19 protein-coding genes are annotated in these 20,040 nt (G+C 70.7%); 7 read left to right on the top strand and 12 right to left on the bottom strand.

What is annotated here, in order from left to right:
- The first annotated feature begins 68 nt into the window (after positions 1-68).
- Positions 69-1,580 carry a penicillin-binding transpeptidase domain-containing protein gene (locus AB0K28_RS05290; protein ID WP_364365358.1) on the top strand — a complete coding sequence of 504 codons (1,512 nt, stop codon included), beginning with the start codon at positions 69-71 and terminating at the stop codon, positions 1,578-1,580.
- 64 nt (positions 1,581-1,644) lie between these two features.
- On the opposite strand, the gene AB0K28_RS05285 is transcribed toward AB0K28_RS05290, so the two are convergent.
- The 11 genes from AB0K28_RS05285 to AB0K28_RS05235 all read right to left on the bottom strand — a co-directional run bounded on the left by AB0K28_RS05285 (position 1,645) and on the right by AB0K28_RS05235 (position 10,436).
- Positions 1,645-2,352, bottom strand: coding sequence for a haloacid dehalogenase-like hydrolase (locus tag AB0K28_RS05285; RefSeq protein WP_364365355.1), 708 nt, complete (start codon positions 2,350-2,352; stop codon positions 1,645-1,647).
- A gap of 179 nt (positions 2,353-2,531) precedes the next feature.
- On the bottom strand, positions 2,532-3,158 hold the full coding sequence (locus AB0K28_RS05280; protein ID WP_364365353.1) for an HAD family hydrolase: 627 nt from the start codon (positions 3,156-3,158) through the stop codon (positions 2,532-2,534).
- 223 nt (positions 3,159-3,381) lie between these two features.
- Positions 3,382-3,822, bottom strand: a complete 441-nt coding sequence (locus tag AB0K28_RS05275) for a DUF2690 domain-containing protein (RefSeq protein ID WP_345396635.1) — start codon at positions 3,820-3,822, stop codon at positions 3,382-3,384.
- Between the two features lie 103 nt (positions 3,823-3,925).
- On the bottom strand, positions 3,926-4,432 hold the full coding sequence (locus AB0K28_RS05270; RefSeq protein ID WP_364365350.1) for a hypothetical protein: 507 nt from the start codon (positions 4,430-4,432) through the stop codon (positions 3,926-3,928).
- 89 nt (positions 4,433-4,521) lie between these two features.
- A complete protein-coding gene (locus AB0K28_RS05265; protein WP_345396630.1) occupies positions 4,522-5,166 on the bottom strand; it encodes an HAD family phosphatase in 645 nt (214 codons plus the stop codon).
- A 41-nt stretch (positions 5,167-5,207) separates the two neighbouring features.
- On the bottom strand, positions 5,208-6,503 hold the full coding sequence (gene nagZ / locus AB0K28_RS05260; protein WP_364365347.1) for a beta-N-acetylhexosaminidase: 1,296 nt from the start codon (positions 6,501-6,503) through the stop codon (positions 5,208-5,210).
- Between the two features lie 58 nt (positions 6,504-6,561).
- Positions 6,562-8,229 carry a phosphoenolpyruvate--protein phosphotransferase gene (gene ptsP / locus AB0K28_RS05255; protein WP_364365344.1) on the bottom strand — a complete coding sequence of 556 codons (1,668 nt, stop codon included), beginning with the start codon at positions 8,227-8,229 and terminating at the stop codon, positions 6,562-6,564.
- Complete coding sequence (locus tag AB0K28_RS05250) at positions 8,226-8,486, bottom strand: HPr family phosphocarrier protein (protein ID WP_345396628.1); 261 nt, start codon at positions 8,484-8,486, stop codon at positions 8,226-8,228. The genes ptsP and AB0K28_RS05250 overlap by 4 nt, the downstream gene beginning before the upstream one ends.
- A 183-nt stretch (positions 8,487-8,669) precedes the next feature.
- On the bottom strand, positions 8,670-9,116 hold the full coding sequence (locus tag AB0K28_RS05245) for a PTS glucose transporter subunit IIA (RefSeq protein WP_364365341.1): 447 nt from the start codon (positions 9,114-9,116) through the stop codon (positions 8,670-8,672).
- Positions 9,117-9,126: 10 nt separating this feature from the next.
- Positions 9,127-9,363, bottom strand: a complete 237-nt coding sequence (locus AB0K28_RS05240) for a PTS glucose/sucrose transporter subunit IIB (protein ID WP_345396624.1) — start codon at positions 9,361-9,363, stop codon at positions 9,127-9,129.
- Positions 9,364-9,401: 38 nt separating this feature from the next.
- Positions 9,402-10,436, bottom strand: coding sequence for an SIS domain-containing protein (locus AB0K28_RS05235; RefSeq protein WP_345396621.1), 1,035 nt, complete (start codon positions 10,434-10,436; stop codon positions 9,402-9,404).
- Between the two features lie 127 nt (positions 10,437-10,563).
- Between AB0K28_RS05235 and AB0K28_RS05230 the strand changes: the two genes are divergently transcribed.
- From AB0K28_RS05230 to AB0K28_RS05215, 4 genes are all read left to right on the top strand, one after another.
- Positions 10,564-11,304, top strand: coding sequence for a GntR family transcriptional regulator (locus AB0K28_RS05230; RefSeq protein WP_345396618.1), 741 nt, complete (start codon positions 10,564-10,566; stop codon positions 11,302-11,304).
- Positions 11,305-11,374: 70 nt separating this feature from the next.
- On the top strand, positions 11,375-12,688 hold the full coding sequence (locus AB0K28_RS05225; RefSeq protein WP_364365337.1) for a PTS transporter subunit EIIC: 1,314 nt from the start codon (positions 11,375-11,377) through the stop codon (positions 12,686-12,688).
- Positions 12,689-12,928: 240 nt separating this feature from the next.
- A complete protein-coding gene (locus AB0K28_RS05220; RefSeq protein WP_364365863.1) occupies positions 12,929-14,161 on the top strand; it encodes a PTS transporter subunit EIIC in 1,233 nt (410 codons plus the stop codon).
- 221 nt (positions 14,162-14,382) lie between these two features.
- On the top strand, positions 14,383-14,793 hold the full coding sequence (locus AB0K28_RS05215; protein WP_345396612.1) for an Rv3235 family protein: 411 nt from the start codon (positions 14,383-14,385) through the stop codon (positions 14,791-14,793).
- 174 nt (positions 14,794-14,967) lie between these two features.
- Here the strand turns inward: AB0K28_RS05215 and secA are convergent, their stop codons facing one another.
- Positions 14,968-17,757, bottom strand: a complete 2,790-nt coding sequence (gene secA, locus AB0K28_RS05210) for a preprotein translocase subunit SecA (protein ID WP_345396609.1) — start codon at positions 17,755-17,757, stop codon at positions 14,968-14,970.
- Positions 17,758-17,981: 224 nt separating this feature from the next.
- Between secA and AB0K28_RS05205 the strand changes: the two genes are divergently transcribed.
- Positions 17,982-18,242 (top strand): HGxxPAAW family protein, encoded by a 261-nt coding sequence (locus tag AB0K28_RS05205; protein WP_345396606.1) that lies wholly within the window; start codon positions 17,982-17,984, stop codon positions 18,240-18,242.
- Between the two features lie 364 nt (positions 18,243-18,606).
- Positions 18,607-19,791 carry a crosslink repair DNA glycosylase YcaQ family protein gene (locus AB0K28_RS05200; RefSeq protein WP_364365332.1) on the top strand — a complete coding sequence of 395 codons (1,185 nt, stop codon included), beginning with the start codon at positions 18,607-18,609 and terminating at the stop codon, positions 19,789-19,791.
- Positions 19,792-20,040 lie beyond the last annotated feature (249 nt).

The following is a 20,040-nucleotide window of genomic DNA, read 5'->3' as shown; positions in this document are numbered from 1 at the left end:
TCTGCGGCATGGCACCACAAACGGGGAGAATTTACGGCAGGCGTCGCCGCAGGCGATGGCCCTGGATCGTGGCCGGGCTGCTGGTCCCGGTCGTCGTGGCGGGCGGCGTCGTCTGGATGATGCGGACCCAGGGCTCGCCCGAGGAGACCGCCGACCACTACCTGGCGGCCTGGAGCGCCCAGGACTACGCCACCATGCGCAACCTGGTCGCCGACCCGCCCGCCGACTTCGAGCGCGCCCACCGCGACTTCCGCACCGGGCTGAAGCTGACCGCCGCGCACTTCGAGCGCCGCGGCCCGAGCGAGGGCAAGGAGGTCATCGCCTTCCGCGCCGCGCTGTCCGGGCCGCGCGACCTCGCCTACACCGGGCGGCTGCGCCTGGTCGAGCGCGACCGTACGTGGAAGGTGGCGTGGACGCCCGCCACCATGCACCCGCAGCTTCGCAAGGGCCTGTCGCTGCGGGCCGTCAAGCGCGACGCCGAGCCGGTACGCGTGCTCGCCGCCGACGGCACCCAGGTCAACGACCCGTCGGCGCCCGGCTCCGTGCAGCAGCTCGTCGAGGGCATGAAGCAGACCTTTCCCGACCGGTTCACGGCGCGCGGGAACACTGTCATCGGGCTCTACCGGGGCGATGAGCTGCTGCGGAACGTGGCCGGGGAGACGGGCGGCGAGCAGCCGATCCAGACCACGCTCGACCTCAAAGTGCACCGGGCCGGCGCGCAGGCGCTCAAGGGCGTGGACAAGCCCGTCTCGCTGGTCGCGCTGCGGGCCTCGACCGGGGAGATCCTGGCCGTGGTCAACGCCCCGGGCGGGTTCAACAGGGCGCTCATGGGCAAGTATCCGCCCGGCTCGACGTTCAAGGTGGTCACCGCCTCCGCGCTGGTCGCCGGCGGCATCCAGCCGGGGCAGCGGGTCACCTGCCCGGCCGAGCAGAACATCGGCGGCTTCCCGTTCCACAACGCCGGCTACGAGGACTTCGGGACGCTGACCTTCCAGAACGCGTTCGCGCACTCATGCAACACCACGTTCGGGCAGCTCAGCGTGGACCGGCTGAACGGCGGCCGGCTCGCCGAGGTGGCCAGGAGCTTCGGCTTCGGCACGCCGATCACGCCGGGCGTGCCCGCCGTACGCGCCGAGTTCCCCGACCCCAAGGACGACACCGACCTCGCCTCCGCCGCCATCGGGCAGGGCAGGGTGCTGGCCAGCCCGCTCAACATGGCCTCGGTGGCCGCCGCGATCGCCTCGGGCGCGTGGATCCCGCCCCGGCTGGTCACCGGCGAGCGCATCCCCGGCGAGCAGCCCGACACACCGCGCCCGCTGGAGAAGGGCGTCGTGAACGCGCTGCGCGCCCTCATGCCCGCCGTGGTCACCGACGGCACCGCGCACGGCGTCAGCTTCCCGTCGGGGACGGCCGGCAAGACCGGCACCGCGGAGTACGGCTCGGGCAAGGAGCCGCCCGCGCACTCATGGTTCATCGGCTACAAGGGGGACGTGGCGTTCTCGGTGATCGTGGAGGGCGGCGGCGCCGGATCGGCGGTCGCCGCCCCGATCGCCGCCCGCTTCCTCGAAGCCCTCGATTGACCCCGGCACGCACGGACCCCGCCGGCTCGGGGATCAGCCGGTCTTCCCATGCCGCGTGGGACGCTCAGACCGCGCGGCTGTCCAGGGGCGCGGTCAGGGCCGCGACCGCCGCCACCACCTCGGAGGCGTCGGACAGGTCGGGCAGCACCACGTCGGCCCCGGCGTCGCGCAGCTCGGACGCCATCGACCGGCCCGACGCGACGCCGATCATCGCCGCCCCGCCGATCTTGGCGGCCTGCACGTCACGCGTGGAGTCGCCGATCACGACGGTGTTGGCCGCGGTGAACGGCGTGCCGAGCCGCTGCTTGGCCCGCGACTGGGCGACCTGGAGCAGCGTCGCCTTGGGGTAGACCTCCTCGCCGTAGCCGCCGAGCTCGAAGTCGATGTGCTTGTCGAGCCCGAACGCCTTGAGCTTGAGCACGGCGTTGCTCTTGATCGTGCCGGTGAGCACGGTCTGGGCGACGCCGTCGAGCCTGGAGACGGCCTTGAGCGCGGCCTTGGCCCCGGCCATCATGCGCCCCTCCTTCGCCAGCCGACCACGCCGGTCGGCGAAGGCGGTGGCCAGCGCCGCGAGGAACCTGGGCAGATGGTCGTCCTCGGCCACGATCCCGTTGACGGCGAGCGTCTCGAAGACGATCTCGGAGTCAGGGCGGCCGAGCGGAGGGACGAGCTTGACGAGCGGACGCCCGGTCACGACGCGGAACGCCTCGGCGTAGGCGTCTCTGGTCACGATGGCGACGTCGACCAGCGTCAGGTCGACGTTCCACAGCACAAGGCGATTGATGGCGGCCTCCTGAAGGATCTCTGCAGCAGAGTAGGCCATCACGGCGTCCGGCATCCTCACCACGTGGATTCCGGCATGACCGGCCGCCGAAGACGGCCGGCCAGACGGCCGGCCTTCAGGGACGGCGAGACGGCCCGCCTTCAGGGACGGCCGTCAGGGACGGGCCGTCAGATGTGGTCGAGCGCGTCGGCGAGCCGATCGACCACCGGGAACCCGGTGCTCTCCAGCTCCTGCCTGGTCGTCATGCCGCCGGTGTAGAGCACGGCCCTGGCGCCGACGTGGCGGGCGGCCAGCCCGTCGTCCACGCTGTCGCCGATCACGAGGACCTGGGCGGGATCGACGTCCAGCGCCCTGATGTGCTCCTCCATGTGCGCGGCCTTCTCGCCGCCGGTGGCGCCGTGCAGGCCGTCGATCCTGGTGAAGTGCCGGGTGATGCCGAACGAGTCCACCTTGGGCACCAGGTGGGCGTGCGGGGCCATCGAGCAGAGCGACTGGCTGCCGGTCCAGGCCGCGAGCATCGTCTCGGCGCCGGTGGCCAGCCGGCACACCTCGGCCAGCCGGAAGTAGTGCTCGTGGAAACCCTGGTCGAGCCGCTCCCACTCGCCCTCGGTGAGCGGGCGGCCGAGCATGCGCTCGTAGGCGACCCAGATGGGGCGGGTGTAGACCGCGCGGAAGCCGTCGGCGGTGAGTGCGGGCAGCGCGTACGGCTTGAAGACCTCGTTGGTGGCCCCTACGACGGCGTCGATGTCGTGGAAAAGGGTGCCGTTCCAGTCCCAGATGATGTGCTGTGTCATGTCGGACCCAAGCCTAAATGCCCGCTATGACATTCCGATGCTGCCCCTCCCCGAAACGACGGCGCCCGCACGGGGCGGGCCGCGCCTCCGAAGGGAAGCACCGGCCCGGCCCGTACGGGCGAAGCAAGCGGGTCATCGACCGGCGAAGCCGATCAGCCCGGTGTCCTGCCGGTCGGCCCGGCGTTTCGCCGGTCGACCGCGCGTCCCGCAGGTCAGCCTCAGATCAGCCGCAGGCCTTGCTGGTCGTGCCCTGGGCGTTCTGGCCGCCCCTGCCGCCGTTCCACTGGACGCTCACGCTGCCCCAGGCGCAGATGCCCCTGGCCTTCAGCATGTTGCCCCAGTGGCGGCCGCCGTTGCCCTTCTTGAAGCGGAAGGAGTCGGTGCGGCCGTCGGCGGTGTAGACCTTGACGGTGCCGGTCATGGACGTGCCGGTCTTGACCTCCGTCCAGTTCGTCTGGCACCTGCTCGACCACATGAGCTTGATCGTGCCCACTTCGCCGTTGACCCGGCTGACGATCTTGGCCGACCGGACGGCGCGTGCCGTGCTGCCGCACCCCGACTTGTACGGGTCCTTGTGGTCGTAGGACGCTGCCTGGACTGCTGCGGGTGAGCTGGCCAGGACGGCCATCGCTCCGATGGCGACCGCCAAGACTCGACGCTTCACGTGGAACCGACTCCTTCAGTGCGACATACCGTGCTGCGTCGTGACCTTAGCGTGATGTGACGACACATAGGCGCGAGCCGCACGAGCCGTGATCTTCCCGTTATCAACCGAGAAGGTCAGGAATCTCCTGGGTCGCGTACCACATGAGCTCGTGGGCCTCGGCGCCGTCCACGGTGAAACGGGCGTCGTCGTCGCCCGCGTCGGAGGCGGGCAGCGCGGCGACGGCCGCCTCGATGTCGGGCTCCGCGTCGTGGTCGTCGATGTGCACGGCGGCCACCTTGGTCATCGGCACCGGCTGCGCGAGACGTACGCGCCCGCGCTCCTCCAGGGCGGCGCCCGCGGAGACGGCGCCCTCGGGCACCTCGGCGGCGATCACCACCCGCCGGGCGGGGGCGTCGACGCCGTCGGCGCGGTCGGCGGCCAGCATCCGCAGCGAGGCGCGGGCGGCCTCGGTGAGCGCGACGTACTCCAGCTCCTCGGTGTCGCCCGATGCGTACCACTCGATCAGCGCGGGGGTCACCGCGTAGCCGGTCAGCGGGGCCGGGCCCACCTCTCCTGCCTTCAGCACCGAGGCCAGCGCCGGGAGAGTAGACGGCAGATAGACGCGCATGACGAACCTTTCCAAACGTGCGGGGCTCGCTCAGGCGGGAGCCCGATCGCCACCTTACTCATGGTCCTGGTCACAACGGTGGTGATGGGCTACTTCCGCAAGGTGAGACGCAGCAGGCCCTCCAGGTGCCCGATGGTGGTGGCGGCGTCGCGGTGGTGGATGCCGTTGATGCCGAGCGCGCGGGCGGCGGTGATGTTGGCCTCGATGTCGTCGATGAACACGCAGTCGGCGCCGGTCAGGCCGACGAGGTCGAGCGCGTGGCGGAAGATGCGCTCCTCCGGCTTGCGCATGCCGACCTCGCCGGAGATGACGACGGCGTCGAAGAGGTCGTCCCAGTCGTCGCGGGGATAGGTGTTGGCCCACGAGTTGGACAGCAGGCAGGTCTTCACGCCGTTGCCGCGGACGTCGCGGAGCATGTCGTACATGGCCTCGACCCGGTCGAAGCCCGCGAACATGCGCTCCAGCAGCCCTTCGGCGACCGGCGGCACGCCGTCGACGGTGAGCAGCCGGGCGGCCAGGTCGCGCTCGAAGGCGGCGCCGTCGATCTCGCCCCTTTCGAGGGCGTGGACGACGTTGTCGCCGTTCCCGCCCCGGTAGGCGTGGTCGATGAGCTCGCGCATCACCGTGTAGTAGCGGTCGGCGTCGATGCGGTCGGCGGCGATCCAGCGCGCGATGGAGTCGGACAGGCTGGTGGTCAGCACCCCACCCCAGTCGATGAGCACACCCGTAACCATCGTTCTAGGGTAGAGCGTCCGGAAAAGCCCGATAACTCCGGTCAGCCGCCTGCCTTGGCGGCCAGCTTGCGGTGCGCGGACGAGCGCAGCACGTCGAACGCCTTCGCCGCCGAGGCCACCGGCGCCTCGGTCAGGAAGCCGCGCTTGTGCCTGAGCGTCAGCAGCCGGGTGACCGACTGGTCGAGTCGCTGCTCGGAGATGCGGCCCGACTTCACCGCCGCCAGCACCGCCTTGTAGGCCTTGGGCAGGTCGTTGGGCATGAGCAGCAGGTCGGCCCCGGCCAGCACGGCCCGCACGGCGACCTCGCCGTCGTCGTACTTCTTGCGCGCCCCCGCCATGTTGAGCGCGTCGGTGGAGATCACGCCCTTGAAGCCGAGCTTCTCGCGCAGCAGGCCGGTCAGGATCGGCTTGGACAGCGTGGCAGGGTCGCCCGACGGGTCGAGCTTGGGGAAGACGATGTGGGCGCTCATCACCGCGTCGACGCCCGCGTCGATCGCGGCCTTGAACGGCGGCGCGTCGAGGCGCTCCCACTGCGCCTTGGTGTGCTTGATGATCGGCAGCCCGGTGTGGCTGTCGACGCTGGTGTCGCCGTGGCCGGGGAAGTGCTTGGCGGTGGCCGCGATCTTCGCCTCGCCGAAGCCCTTGACCGCCGCCGCGACCATCTTGGCCGCCCGCTTGGGGTCGTCGTCGTAGGCGCGGCGGCCGATGACGGGGTTGCGCGGGTTGACGTTGACGTCGGCGACGGGCGCGAAATCGAGATTGACCCCGAGCGCCCGCAGCTCCTCGCCGGTCGCCTTGGCCACCTGGCGGGCCAGGCCGGTGTCCTTGGTGTCGCCGATGTCGCCCGCGCCGGGGAACTTCGTCATCAGCGCCGACATGCGCGACACCAGACCGTTTTCCTGGTCGGTGCCGATGATCAGCGGCACCTTCGCCGAGGCGCGCTGCAGGCCGTTGGTCAGGCCGACGACCTGGCTCGCGCTCTTGACGTTGTGGGGGAAGAGGATCACGCCGCCCAGATGGTATTTCGCGATCACCTTGGCCGGGGTGCGCGCGGAGTAGCGCGCCTGGTTCTCGCCAGAGGCGGAGCCGGCCGTGGTGCCGTAGAGGACGGGCATGAAGAGCTGGCCGACCTTTTCCTCGGTGGTCAGCCGCCCCAGCACCCGCTGGACCTCGCTCTGAGCGGGCGTCGGGGCCGCCGACGGGACCGCGGACGTGGTGGTGCGCGCGGGCGGGGCGGCCTTGCCTCCGGTCGGCTCGGCCCCCGCCGTTCCGCCGCCACCGCCGCACGCGGTGAGCGCGATCACCAGGAGCCCTGTCGTACCGATCCGTCGAAGCATGACTCCAAAGGTATCCATCGGACGACGCGCCCGAACCCCGCGCTCGCTCTCAGCGCACCTACAACCCGAGCCTGGCGAGCCCCGGCAGGTGCACGCGGGCCGCCGCTCGGGCGTCGGCCGCCGACGGCTGCGCCCTGGCCGCCTGCGCCGCCGTACGGCACTGCTCCAGCGTGTGCGCGGCCAGCCCGGCGCGTACGCCGGCCAGCGCCGACGGCGCCATGGACAGCGTCGAGGCCCCCAGCCCGGCCAGGACGCAGGCCAGCGCCGCGTCGGCGGCTGCCTCCCCGCACACCCCGCACGGCTTGCCCGCCCGCGAGGCCGCCTCGGCGACCAGCGCGACGAGGTCGAGCAACCCCGGCTGCCAGGGGTCGTGCAGCCCGCTGACGGCGCCCAGGCCGCGGTCGGCGGCGAAGGCGTACTGGCTGAGGTCGTTGGTGCCGACGGAGACGAAGTCGACCTGGGAGATCACGTCGGCGGCGCGCAGCGCGGCCGCCGGGATCTCGATCATCACGCCGACGTCGAGCAGGCCCTTGTCGGCGCACTCCCTGGCGAACCAGGTGGCCTCCTCGGCCGTTGCCACCATCGGCGCCATCACCTGCAGCTCGGGGACGGCCACCGTGGCCAGGGCGCGGAGCTGGACGTCCATCACCTCGGGCGCGCGCCTGAACAGGCGCAGGCCCCGCTCACCGAGCGCCGGGTTCTGCTCGGCCGGCGTGGGCAGGAACCGCAGCGGCTTGTCCGCGCCGCCGTCAAGCGTGCGCACCACGACCCTGCCGCCGGGGAAGGCGTCGAGCGCGGCCCGGTAGGCCCGCTCCTGCTCCTCGATCGACGGCGGCTCGGCGCGGTCGAGGAAGAGGAACTCGGTGCGGTAGAGGCCGATGCCCTCGGCCCCCGCGGCCAGCGCGGCGTCGATCTCGGCCGGGCCGCCGATGTTCGCCAGCAGCGGCACGGGGTGGCCGTCGGCGGTGGCGCCTGGACCGGTCCAGGTCGCGAGCGCGGCCTGGCGGGCGGAGGCGGCGCCGACCGCGTCGGCCACGTCCGCCTCTTCCGGCGCCACGCGGACCTCGCCGGAGGTGCCGTCCACCATCACCTCGACGCCCGGCGGGATACGGGTCGCGCCGGGGCAGGCCACGACCGCGGGCACCCCCATCGACCTGGCCATGATCGCGGTGTGGCTGGTCGGGCCGCCCTCCTCGGTGACGAACGCGACCACGTCGTCCCTGGACAACAGCGCCGTGTCGGCGGGCGCGAGGTCCCTGGCGACCAGCACGTACGGCTCCTCCGGCGCCACCGGCAGCCCGGGCAGCGCCTGGCCGTAGAGCAGCGCGATCACGCGGTCCCTGATGTCACTCAGGTCGGCGGCCCGCTCGCCCAGGTATCCGCCGGACCCCGCGAGCACGTCCCGGTATTTCGAGAAGGCCTCGAAGACCGCTCTGGGGGCGGCCAGGCCGCGGTCGATCAGTGAGCGCACCTTCACGACCAGCCCGGGGTCCTCGGCCATCAGCGCCTGGGCCTTGAGTATCTCCTCCGCCTCGCCGCCCGCCTGGTTGCCGCGGGCCTCCAGCTCGCCCGCGACCTGCTGGAGCGCGACCATGGCACGCTCCTTCTCCTGTTCCGCCTCACCGGTGTAGGTGGCGCCCTCGGGGGGTTCGGGCACGGAGACGGTCAGAACGAAAGAGGGTCCGTGCCCGATGCCCGGGCTGACCCCCACCCCCCGCAGGTTCATGGCGTACTGGCGATCGTGGCCAGCTCGTCGAGCACCTCTTCCGATCCCTCGCCCTCGGCGGAGATCACCACGGTCTCGCCCTGCCTGACGTCGAGGGCCATGATCGCGAGAATGCTCTTGCCGTTGACCGGCCCGCCACCGTGCGGCTTCTCGACCGTGATGTCCATCGGCGCCTGCTTGGCCCGCTGGACGAACGTCGCCGCGGGCCGGGCGTGCAGCCCTACCTCCGCCGCCACGGTGACCTTGCGTTCACCCATTGTCGTCGTTCCTCCTTCTGTGCCGGTCCAGACCAGCCGGACCTTCGTACGATCGCCACCAAAACGGACGACCGACAATATTGTGACGGGTCCGGCGACCCCGCCGACGACCGTTCATCCCCCCGGACCGCTCTTATTCCCCCATTGGGCACGAAACTGCGCTTAAAGTCGGAAACCGCGCGCTCAGGCCCATTCGAAGAGCTGGTCCCCGGCGTGCACCGCCCCCAGCGTGACCCCGGTGACCGCGCCGGACAGCGCGTCGAGCGCGACGACCGGGCAGACCGGCGACCGGCCGCCCGCCTCGACGACCGCGGGATCCCAGGCCACCACGGGCTGACCGGCCGCGACCCGGTCGCCCTCCGACGCCAACAGCTCGAAACCCTCGCCCTTGAGCTGCACGGTGTCGATGCCCAGGTGCACCAGCACGCCCTTGCCGTCGTCGCCGACGATGACGTACGCGTGCGGATGCAGTTTCATGATTTTTCCGGCTATGGGGGCCAGGGCCTCGCCCGGCCCCCTGAGCGGGTCGATCGCCGTTCCCGGGCCGACCATGCCCGCCGAGAACACCGGATCGGGCACGGCTGCCAGCCCCACGGCCTCCCCCTCGACCGGGGCGAGAACAGTCGTCATGATCTCGCCCTTAGCCGATGATGTCCTCGATGTCGCTGGCCATGGTGTCCGCCTCCGGCCCGACGACGACCTGGACCACGTTCCCCGTGGCCATCACGCCGTGCGCGCCCGCGGCCTTGAGCGCCGCCTGGTCCACCTTCGAGGCGTCGTGCACCTCCGTACGCAGGCGGGTGATACAGGGCTCGATGTCGATGATGTTGCCGGCGCCGCCCAGCGCGGCGATGATCGCGTTCACGTCCGCCGCCATCAGGTCCTCCCTCGGGTCACCTCTCCGACCAGGCTAGATCAGTCGGTCTGGGTGACCTTGTTCAAGCCGCGCGGCGCGTCGGGGTCGACGCCGAGCCGGCGGGCCAGCGCCTCGGTGAGCAGCTGCCCCGGCACGATGAGGCCCATCGGGGCCACCCACTCGGGCAGGTCGGGGCCGTTGAGCGCGGCCGTGCCCGCCTGCGCCAGCGCGCTGCCGCCGCCGATCGTGTACGCCGCCGCGCCCGCGGCCACCACCCGCTCGGCCAGCGCCACGGTGCCCTGGAGGGTCGGGCTGTTCTCGGAGGCGACCAGCAGCGCCGGGGTGTCCTCGTCCACGACCGCGATGGGGCCGTGCAGCAGGTCGGCGTACGACAGGCCCATGGCGTGCAGGTAGCAGGCCTCCTTGAGCTTGAGCGCGGTCTCCAGCGCCGTGGAGAAGGCCAGGCCGCGCCCGGAGACGACCACGCCCGGCTTGTCCAGCAGCCCCTCGACGACGGCGGCCAGGTCGCCGGGCTCCGCGATGAGCTTCTCGACGGCCTCGGGCACCCGCCGCAGGTCGTCCACGTCCACGTCGGCGCCCAGCCCGATGGCGAGCACCGCGAGGGCGGCGAGCTGCGTCGTGTACGTCTTGGTCGCCGGCACCGCCTTCTCCTCGCCGGCCACGGTGCACAGGGCCACGTCGGCGGCCTGCGCGAGCGGGCTCTGGTCACCGCCGTTCGTCACGGCGACGGTCCTGGCCCCGCAGTCCTTGGCCCAGCTCAGCGTCTCGACGATCTCCTCGGTGCGTCCCGACTGCGAGATCGCGACGGCCAGCACGCCGTCGAGGTCGAGCCGCCGCTTGTACGTCGTCGCGATCGACGGCGCGGCCAGCGCCGCCAGCCGCCCGGCGTGCGCCTCCACCAGGTAGCGCCCATAGACTGCGGCGTTGTCGGAAGTGCCGCGCGCGATGAACAGCAACTGGCGGGTCTGCTCGCCCAGAGCCTTGATCTCGCCGGCCTTGGGGAGCAGGGAGTCCAGAGTGTTCCGCAACGCGGTCGGCTGCTCGGCGATCTCGCTGCGCATCTTGGTGGTCATCTCGCGCTCTTCCCTCAACTCATGCGGTTTCAGACTTGACCGTCTTTTGCGTCTTATGGTGGTCTAGTCCGGACTAGACCAGTACGAACCATAGCTCATAGCCCAGACGGAGACGAGGGGAGGATCCGTGGCGCACATCGATCCGGACAGCCCGGTGCCCAAATACTTCCAGCTTCGCGAGATCCTGCTGGACCTCATCGACAGCGACGAGTTCGGCATCGGCGCGGCCATCCCGTCCGAGCGCGAGCTCTGCCAGCGCTTCGGCCTGTCCAGGATGACCGTACGCCAGGCCGTCGACCACCTCGTCTCCGAGGGCCGGCTGCACCGGGTGCCGGGCAAGGGCACGTTCGTCGCCCGGCCGAAGATCGAGCTGGCCCTGCAGCTCACCTCGTTCACCGACGACATGCGGGCCCGCGGCATGATCCCCGGCTCGCGCGACCTCGACCGCCGCGTGGTGCGTGCCAGCGCCCACCTGGCCAAGGAGCTGGGCATCCAGCCGGGCGAGGAGGTGCACTTCATCGAGCGGCTGCGGACGGCCGACGGCGAGCCGCTGTCCATCGAGCGGGCGCACATCCCGGTCAAGCTCGCACCCGACCTGGCAGACTACGATCTGTCGGATAAATCACTGTACGAGCTGCTGGAGCGCCGCTACGGGCTCGTCATGGACGCCGGCGAGCTCACCATCGACGGCGGCCTGGCCGACCCCAGCGACGCCGACCTGCTGAAGCTCCCCCGGGGCGGCGCCGTCCTGCTGCTGCAGCGCCGGTCGTTCTCCGGCGGGGTGTGCGCTGAGCTGGGCGTGTCCACTTACCGGGCCGACCGCTACCAGTTGCGCACCCTCCTGGAGGGGCCGGCCCGCCGGGGCTGACGCCGGCCCGGGTTCGCCGCGCCGTACGACCCCCCAGTCCCCGGCAGAGATGCCTCCGGAGGAACGCCCGGTGAACGAGACCACCGCCGCCCGGCCATCGCCGTTCGCCCGCACGATGAGCGTGCTCCAGCGGCTGGGCCGCTCCCTGATGCTGCCCATCGCCGCCCTGCCCGCCTCCGCCCTGCTGCAGCGCTTCGGCCAGCCCGACATGCTCGGCGCCAACGGCGCGGAGCCGGGCGGCCTGGCCGACGTGGCGGGGCTGGCCTGGATGAGCCAGGTCGCCGAGGTGCTGGAGGCAGCCGGGGCGGCCCTGTTCGAGAACCTGCCGCTGCTGTTCGCCGTCGGCGTCGCCATCGGGTTCGCCCGCAAGTCCGACGGCTCCACCGCGCTCGCCGCCGTCGTCGGCTACCTCGTCTTCGACCGGGTGACGAAGGTGATGTTCGCCGGCTCGGACATCAGGGAGACCGTCCTGATCAAGGAGGTCCAGCCCGACGGCATCAAGGAGATGATCAACTACGGCCTCCAGAACCCCACCAGGGTGCTCGGCGGCATCGTCATCGGGCTGCTCGCGGCGCTGCTCTGGCAGCGCTTCCACCGCATCAAGCTGCCGGCGTGGCTGGCGTTCTTCGGCGGGCGGCGCTTCGTCCCGATCATCACCTCCATCGCGGCGCTGCTCATCGGCGTGCTCTTCGGCTGGCTGTGGCCGGTGATCGGCGAGTGGATCAGCCACGCCGGCGAGGCGCTCGCCTCCATCGGCCCGATCGGCACCGGCGTCTACGGCCTCATCAACCGGCTGCTCATCCCCCTCGGCCTGCACCACTTCGCCAACTCCGTCGTCTGGTACGTCGTGCCGCAGTGCGAGGTGAACGGCCGCGTCCTCAGCGGCGACTGGAACTGCTACTTCGGCGGCGACCCGCACTCCGGCGAGTTCATGGCCGGGTTCTTCCCCATCATGATGTTCGCCCTCCCGGCCGCCGCGCTCGCCATGTGGCGGGCGGCGCCCAAGCACCGGCGCGCCACCGTGGGCGGCATCATGCTGTCGGCGGCGCTCGCCTCGTTCGTCACCGGCATCACCGAGCCGATCGAGTTCGCGTTCATCTTCGTGGCGCCGCTGCTGCTGGTCGTCCACGCCGTACTGACCGGACTGGCGATGGCGGTGACCACCCTGATCGGCGGCCAGCTCGGCTTCGGCTTCTCCGCCGGCCTGCTCGACCTGCTCCTGAACGCCAGCAAGTCGAACACCGAGAACTTGGCGGGCATCCTGGCGATCGGCGCGGTCTACGGCGTCCTCTACTACGCCGTCTTCACCTTCCTCATCCGCCGCCTCGACATCCAGACCCCCGGCCGCGAACCCGAGCCCGACGTCGACTCCGGCGAAACCTGACGGCATCCCAGCCCCACCCCGGCGAGACCTGACGGCGTCCCAGCCCCTCCCCGGCACCCCGCGCCCGGGCGGGACCTGCCGGCGTTTCCCCCGTTCTCCCCCAGGCCAGGAAACCGGCGATCCCCCGCGACGCGAGCCGGGCGTGTGAGGCCGGCGCGGGAAGAGGGGTGATCGACGGCCGTGCCGCCCGCCTGGTCGTCCGCGGCGTTCGCGGTGCTGCAGCGCATCGGCCGCTCGCTCATGATGCCCATCGCGGTCCTGCCGGCCGCGGGGCTGCTGTTCCGCTTCGGCCAGCCCGACCTGCTCGGCGCGGACGGGCTCGGCGGCACCCTGCCCTGGCTCCTCCCCGTGGCCGGCGTGCTGGCGGCGGCCGGCGGCGCCCTGTTCGAGAACCTGCCGCTGCTGTTCGCGGTCGGCGTCGCCATCGGGTTCGCCCGCAGGTCGGACGGCTCCACGGCCCTGGCAGCCCTGGTCGGCTACCTGGTGTTCGACCGGGTGACCAAGACCCTGTTCTTCGAGGCCGGCCACGGCGCCGTCTACGCCAAGGTCGCCGTCACCCTGCACGACGGCACCCCCGCGCTCGACCTGGGCGCCCAGAACCCGACCGGCGTCCTCGGCGGCATCGTCATCGGCCTCACCGCCGCCCTGCTCTGGCAGCGCTTCCACCGCGTCAAGCCGCCATCCTGGCTGGCCTTCTTCGGCGGGCGCAGGGCCGTACCCATCATCACCGCCGTCGCCGCACTGCTCATCGGCGTCGCCTTCGGCCTGGTGTGGCGCCCGATCGGCGACGGGCTCTCACACGTCGGCGACTGGTTGTCGGCGAACGGCACCGCCGGCACCGGCATCTACGGCGTCGCCAACCGCCTGCTCATCCCCATCGGCCTGCACCACTTCCTCAACACCATCGTCTGGTTCACCCTCCCCGAGTGCCACGCCGGCGTGCACGGCGCCACCAGGGACGCGGCAGGCGACCTCAACTGCTATTTCGCCGGCGAGCAGGGCGCCGGGATCTTCATGACCGGCTTCTTCCCCGTCATGATGTTCGGCCTGCTGGGCGCGGCCATCGCGATGTGGCGGGCCGCGCCACCCCATCGCCGCAAGGCGGTCGGCGGGATCATGCTGTCGGCCGGGCTGACGGCGTTCGTCACCGGCATCACCGAGCCGCTGGAGTTCGCGTTCATCTTCGTCGCGCCCGTGCTGTTCGTCCTGCACGCGCTGCTGACCGGCCTGTCGATGGCCCTGATGGCCGAGCTGGGCGCGAGGCTCGGCTTCACGTTCTCCGGCGGCGCCATCGACCTGGCCCTGAACGCCACCAAGTCCAACACCCACGGCGTGCCGCTGATCCTGGCGTTCGGCGTGCTCTACTTCGTCCTTTACTACGCCCTCTTCGCGGTCCTCATCCGCCGCCTCGACCTGCCGACTCCCGGCCGCGAACCGGATACCCCGGATAAGGACACCGCGCAAACTCCCTGACCTGCTGGACCCAAACCTTTGGGGACGCTCTCATATGCCGGGGTCGCTGCCCGCAAATGATCAAGCCCGCCCCAGAACCACTCCAACTTCCTGCCGACTTCCGCCGCATCGGCGGACATACCCCACCCCCACCCGCCGAAGTTGGTGGCGTTTGTATTCTTCGGCCGGACCGAAAACTCCTTATAACGATTCTTTCTTCGCCGTTGAGTTGGAGGTTTCGCATGGCCCTCAGCCCCATCGCCGCAGCGCCGTACGACGAGGGCCCCAGCACGCACGGCTCCCTGGCCCTCGACCGCCCTCCGATGGTGTGGGGCCCGGCGGGCACGCCGCCCGACGAGCGCCGGTTGCGCCACCTCAGTCAGGCCGTGGCCGAGGTGCTGGCCGGCCGTCGCCCGCCCGAGAGCGTCGCCGACCGGCTCACCGACAGCGCCTACCGCGGCCTGGTGAAGGCGGGCCGCATGTACAACAGCGACCGCCCGCCGTTCGCCGGCCGCGTCCACCTGACCGAACCCCGCGACGGCGCCCTCGAACTGTGCACGGTCATCCACTGCACCACCCGCGACCACGTCCTCGCCCTCCGCCTGGAACGCCGCGGCATGCAGTGGATCTGCACCGACGTCGAAACCGCCTGAAACGCCACGACGTGCAGCGGGCCCGCACCGACGTCGAAACCGCCGGAGAAACGCCGGAGAAACGCCGGAGAAACGCCGCAGCGAGCAGCGGGCCTGAACCGGCATCGAGACCGCCGGAGAACGCGAGAACCCCCGCTCTCGCAAGAGCGGGGGTTCTTCGGTCGCCTTACCGGCTCAGGCGGCGTTCTTCGGGTCGCCGTGGCAGCGCTTGTACTTCTTGCCCGACCCGCAGGGGCAGGGCGCGTTGCGCTCGACGTTGCCGTACGCCGCCCGCTCCTCGGAGGTCGTGCGCACCTTCACGTGCTCGACGTCGCCCTGCTCACCCGGCGCCGTGTACTCGAGCTCGGCCGGCCGCTGCGGACCGCGCAGCCCGCGCGCGATGATCGAGCGCGTCTCCGCGATGGCGGCGTCCTCCTCCTCGACGATCGGGTTCTCCTGGACCTCGACCTCGAGGTTGAACAGGAAGCCGACGGAGTCCTCCTTGATGCCCTCCAGCATGGCGGAGAACATCTCGAAGCCCTCGCGGGCGTACTCGATCTTGGGGTCCTTCTGCGCGTAGGCCCGCATGCCGATGCCCTCGCGCAGGTAGTCCATCTCGTAGAGGTGCTCGCGCCACTTGCGGTCGAGGACGGACAGGATCACCCGGCGCTCGAGGTCACGCATGGTGTCGGGGCCGAACTCCTCCTCCCGCCGGTCGTAGGCGGCCAGCGCGTCGGCCTTGACCCGCTCGCTGATCAGCTCGGCGGTCAGCTCCTCGCGGTTGCCGGCCTCCTCGACGAGGTCGTCGATGCGGACGCTGACCGGGTAGAGCTCGCCGAACGCCTTCCACAGCTTCTCGAGGTCCCACTCCTCGGCGAAGCCCTCGGCGGTGGCGCCCTGGACGTAGCCCTCGATCACCTCGCCGATGAAGCCCCGCACCTGCTCGTGCAGGTCGGCGCCCTCGAGGACGCGGCGGCGCTCGGCGTAGATGACCTTGCGCTGGCGGTCCATGACCTCGTCGTACTTCAGAACGTCCTTGCGGATCTCGAAGTTCTGCTGCTCGACCTGGTGCTGGGCGGAGGCGATGGCCTTGGAGACGATGCCGGACTCGATCGGCTGGTCGTCGGGGATGTTGAGCCGCGTCATGATCATCTCGACCCTGGCCGAGTTGAACAGGCGCATGAGGTCGTCGCCGAGCGACAGGTAGAAGCGCGACTCGCCGGGGTCGCCCTGACGGCCGGAACGACCGCGGAGCTGGTTGTCGATGCGGCGCGACTCGTGGCGCTCGGTGCCGAGGACGTAGAGGCCGCCGAGCTTGGTGACCTCGTCGTGCTCGGCCTTGACCGCCGCCCGCGCCTTCTCCAGCGCCTCGGCATACGCCTTCTCGTACTCCTCCGGCGTCTCGACCGGGTCGAGCCCGCGCTGGCGCAGCTCCAGGTCGGCGCGGAACTCTGAGTTGCCGCCGAGCATGATGTCGGTGCCTCGACCGGCCATGTTGGTGGCGACCGTGACGGCGCCCTTGCGGCCCGCCTCGGCGATGATCGACGCCTCGCGCGCGTGGTTCTTCGCGTTGAGCACCTCGTGCGGCACGCCGCGCCGCTTGAGCGCCTTGGACAGCCGCTCGGACTTCTCGACCGAGGTGGTGCCGACGAGCACCGGCTGGCCGGCCTCGTAGCGCTGCTTGATGTCCTCGACCACCGCGTTGAACTTGGCGTCCTCGGTCTTGTAGACCACGTCGGGCTGGTCCTTGCGGATCATCGGCCGGTTGGTCGGGATCGGGACGACGCCGAGCTTGTACGTCTGGTGGAACTCGTTGGCCTCGGTGGTCGCCGTACCGGTCATGCCGGCCAGCTTCTCGTAGAGGCGGAAGTAGTTCTGGAGGGTGACCGTGGCGAGCGTCTGGTTCTCGTCCTTGATCTTCACGCCCTCTTTGGCCTCGATGGCCTGGTGCATGCCCTCGTTGTAGCGGCGGCCGTGCAGGATGCGGCCGGTGAACTCGTCGACGATGAGCACCTCGCCGTCGGCGACGATGTAGTCCTTGTCCTTCTTGAACAGCTCTTTCGCCTTGAGCGCGTTGTTCAGGAAGCCGACCAGGTGGGTGTGCTCGGGCTTGTAGAGGTTGTCGATGCCGAGCCAGTCTTCGACCTTCTCGACGCCCGACTCCAGGATGCCGACCGTGCGCTTCTTCTCGTCGACGATGTAGTCGCCGGTGCTCTCCTCGCCCGGGTTCTTCGCCTCGACGCCCCTGCGCAGGCGGGGCACGATCTTGGCGAACTCCTGGTACCACTTGCCCGACTGCTCGCCGGGGCCGGAGATGATCAGCGGGGTGCGGGCCTCGTCGATGAGGATCGAGTCGACCTCGTCGACGATGGCGAAGAAGTGGCCGCGCTGCACGCACTCGTCGAGCGTCCAGGCCATGTTGTCGCGCAGGTAGTCGAAGCCGAACTCGTTGTTGGTGCCATAAGTGATGTCGGCTTCGTACTGCTTGCGCCGCTCGTCGGGCTGCTGGCCGGAGACGATGCAGCCGACCTCGAGGCCGAGGAAGCGGTGGACGCGGCCCATGGTCTCGGCGTCACGCTTGGCCAGGTAGTCGTTGACCGTGATGACGTGGACGCCCTTGCCCGCGATCGCGTTGAGGTAGGACGGCAGCGTACAGGTCAGCGTCTTGCCCTCACCGGTCTTCATCTCGGAGATGTTGCCCATGTGAAGGTTGGCGCCGCCCATGATCTGCACGTCGTAGGGCCGCTGGCCGAGCACGCGGCGAGCCGCCTCGCGCACGGTCGCGAACGCCTCGGGCAGGAGGTCGTCGAGACTCTCGCCGTCCGCGTGGCGCTGGCGGAACTCGTCCGTCAGTGCGCGCAACTCCGCGTCGGACAGGCTCGTGAAGTCGTCCTCGATGGAGTTGACCTGGTCTGCGATCCGCTTGAGCTTGCGCAGGATCTTGCCTTCGCCGGCACGTAGGATCTTGTCGAGAATGGCTGCCACTTTATGTAAAGCTCCTCGCAGGTCTACCCCGGCGGCGCCGCCAGGAGGAGAGGCCGAGACAAACTTCCCCGCCTGCCATCGTAGGCGGTTCCGCAACCAGACACAGCCACCGTGCCGACGAGGGCACGGAACGGGTCTGGGAGAATGGGGGGAAGGCAGAGGGTATGCCGGTGGAGAGCCGGCTCGCACCAATTGCGGGATTTCCGGCAAAGGAAGGATTAGTCATGGTTGAGGGGAAGAAGTCGGAGCAAACCGAGCATCTCGGCAGCCACGGCGGGCGCGCGTCCTCGTGGCTCGCGGTGACCGTGATGCTGGTGGGAACGGTCGTCGCCGGCTTCGGTTTGACGGCCGACAACTGGACGGTCGTCTGGATCGGCGCCGGTGTGTTCGTCGTCGGCGGAATCCTCGCCCTCGTCTTCGACATCTTCACCGACGTCGTGATCGACGCGCCCCGGGTGGGGATGCGCGCCGAGGATCACCGCTGACGCAGGCATCGTCCGGCGGGCGCCCGATCACCGGGCCGCCCGCCGTTTCCATATCCTGACCTTTACGTCTACACCCGGGCGTGTCCCCCTAACCCAAACCATCCCATTCCCCCCGACTCCGGCGGCCCGCGAGCCACATCGCGCCCGACCGGCTCACGAGCCTCGGGGCGCCACACCGCGCCCGACCGGCTTACGAGCCTCGGGGCCGGCATACCGCGCCGGACCGGCTTACGGGTCCCGATCCCATGGCGATCGCGTGTCGACGCCGACCTCGTTGTCCAGAGGCTCCGCCGTGCAGGGCGGGCGGTTTTGTCGGTGGGCGCCGCTAGATTGCTCGCATGCATCGCCGTACGGACCCGCAGACATGAGCGACGTCATCGACCTCACCCCCGACGAGGCCCGGCGCATCATCCTCCGCGCGCAGGGCCTGATCGGCGCCGACGCGCGCAAGGGCGGGGTGCACACCATGCTCCGCAGGCTGGGCGCCGTGCAGCTCGACACCATCTCGGTGCTCGCCCGCTCCCACGAGCTGGTCGCCTACGCCAGGCTCGGCGCGGTCGGCCGGCCGGCGGTCGAGCGCGCCTACTGGCACGACCCGGCGCTCAGCTTCGAATACTGGTGCCACGCCGCCTGCCTCCTGCCCATCGAGCACTGGCCCCTCTACTCGTTCCGCCGCCGGGCCTACCGGCGTCGGAAGCAGCGCTGGCACGAGGTTCCCGACGGGGTCGAGAAGCTGCTCGACCAGGCCCGCGAGTTCGGCCCGCTGACCACGTCCGACGTGGGCGGCGCCAAGAACGGCGGCCCGTGGTGGGACTGGTCCGACTCCAAGATCGGCCTGGAGTGGCTGCTCGACATCGGCGAGCTGGTCTGCACCCGGCGCGTCGGCTGGCGCCGCGTCTACGACCTTGCCGAACGCGCCGTCCCGCCGGAGCTGCTGGCCGAGGAGCCGTCCGACGAAGAGTGCATCACCCGCCTGACCGCCATCGCGGGCCGCAGCCTCGGCGTCGCCAACCGCACTGACCTCACCGACTTCATCCGCGTCAGGGGCCGCTTCGGCGAGATCCTCGACGAGGCCCTCCACAGCGGCGCGGCCGGGCTCGTGCCGGTGACGGTCGCCGGCTGGCCGGGCAAGCGCGGCCGGCCCAACGCCTGGGCCGACCCGGCCGCCCTGGCCGCCGAGCCCCGCGGCCGCCACCGCACCACGCTGGTGTCGCCGTTCGACTCCCTGATCTGGCATCGGGGCCGCACCGAGCGGGTCTTCGGCTTCAACTACACCCTTGAGCTGTACGTCCCCAAGCACAAGCGCGTCCACGGCTACTTCACCATGCCCGTGCTCGCAGGCGGCCGCCTGATCGGCCGAGTCGACCCGGCACGGGAAGGTTCGACCCTGGTGGCTCGCCAGCTCAGCCTCGAACCGGGCCTCTCGGCAGGAAAGTGGGCCGACGCCATGCGTGAGGCCCTGTGGTCAGCCGCCTCATGGGTCGGCTGCGACAACGTACGCGTCGAACGCGCCGACCCAGAACTCCTCTCACTCCTCAACACCCCCTGACCCCACCCGCCGAGCCCTGTGGCGCGTCACGGGTAGGGCTGCATACCCCAGGGCCACACAGCCGCACCTCAGGGACTGGGCTGCACCACCGGGCATAGCAGGTAAGTGTCGGCTCGTCGGTGTCGCGGACGAGACCAAAGGCGAGGGCGTGCGCAGGCGGGACGCACCAGCCACGCACAACGTGACCTCAGCGGACGCGCACTCGACCGGGTGTGGTGCTCGCCGGGAGGCGGCATGCGGTGCGTACGC

The sequence above is a fragment of the Nonomuraea sp. NPDC049504 genome (assembly GCF_040676845.1).
Taxonomy (GTDB): domain Bacteria; phylum Actinomycetota; class Actinomycetes; order Streptosporangiales; family Streptosporangiaceae; genus Nonomuraea; species Nonomuraea salmonea.
Note: the sequence above shows the minus strand (reverse complement) of the source record. Positions and strands in the feature narration are given on the sequence as shown.

Coding starts and splice junctions, on each gene's coding strand:
- AB0K28_RS05280 (WP_364365353.1), bottom strand. CDS start 3,158: ATGACACAGCACATCATCTGGGACTGGAACGGCACCCTTTTCCACGAC.
- AB0K28_RS05270 (WP_364365350.1), bottom strand. CDS start 4,432: ATGCGCGTCTATCTGCCGTCTACTCTCCCGGCGCTGGCCTCGGTGCTG.
- AB0K28_RS05265 (WP_345396630.1), bottom strand. CDS start 5,166: ATGGTTACGGGTGTGCTCATCGACTGGGGTGGGGTGCTGACCACCAGC.
- nagZ (WP_364365347.1), bottom strand. CDS start 6,503: ATGCTTCGACGGATCGGTACGACAGGGCTCCTGGTGATCGCGCTCACC.
- ptsP (WP_364365344.1), bottom strand. CDS start 8,229: ATGAACCTGCGGGGGGTGGGGGTCAGCCCGGGCATCGGGCACGGACCC.
- AB0K28_RS05250 (WP_345396628.1), bottom strand. CDS start 8,486: ATGGGTGAACGCAAGGTCACCGTGGCGGCGGAGGTAGGGCTGCACGCC.
- AB0K28_RS05245 (WP_364365341.1), bottom strand. CDS start 9,116: ATGACGACTGTTCTCGCCCCGGTCGAGGGGGAGGCCGTGGGGCTGGCA.
- AB0K28_RS05240 (WP_345396624.1), bottom strand. CDS start 9,363: ATGGCGGCGGACGTGAACGCGATCATCGCCGCGCTGGGCGGCGCCGGC.
- AB0K28_RS05235 (WP_345396621.1), bottom strand. CDS start 10,436: ATGACCACCAAGATGCGCAGCGAGATCGCCGAGCAGCCGACCGCGTTG.
- AB0K28_RS05220 (WP_364365863.1), top strand. CDS start 12,929: ATGATGCCCATCGCGGTCCTGCCGGCCGCGGGGCTGCTGTTCCGCTTC.
- AB0K28_RS05215 (WP_345396612.1), top strand. CDS start 14,383: ATGGCCCTCAGCCCCATCGCCGCAGCGCCGTACGACGAGGGCCCCAGC.
- AB0K28_RS05205 (WP_345396606.1), top strand. CDS start 17,982: ATGGTTGAGGGGAAGAAGTCGGAGCAAACCGAGCATCTCGGCAGCCAC.
- AB0K28_RS05200 (WP_364365332.1), top strand. CDS start 18,607: ATGAGCGACGTCATCGACCTCACCCCCGACGAGGCCCGGCGCATCATC.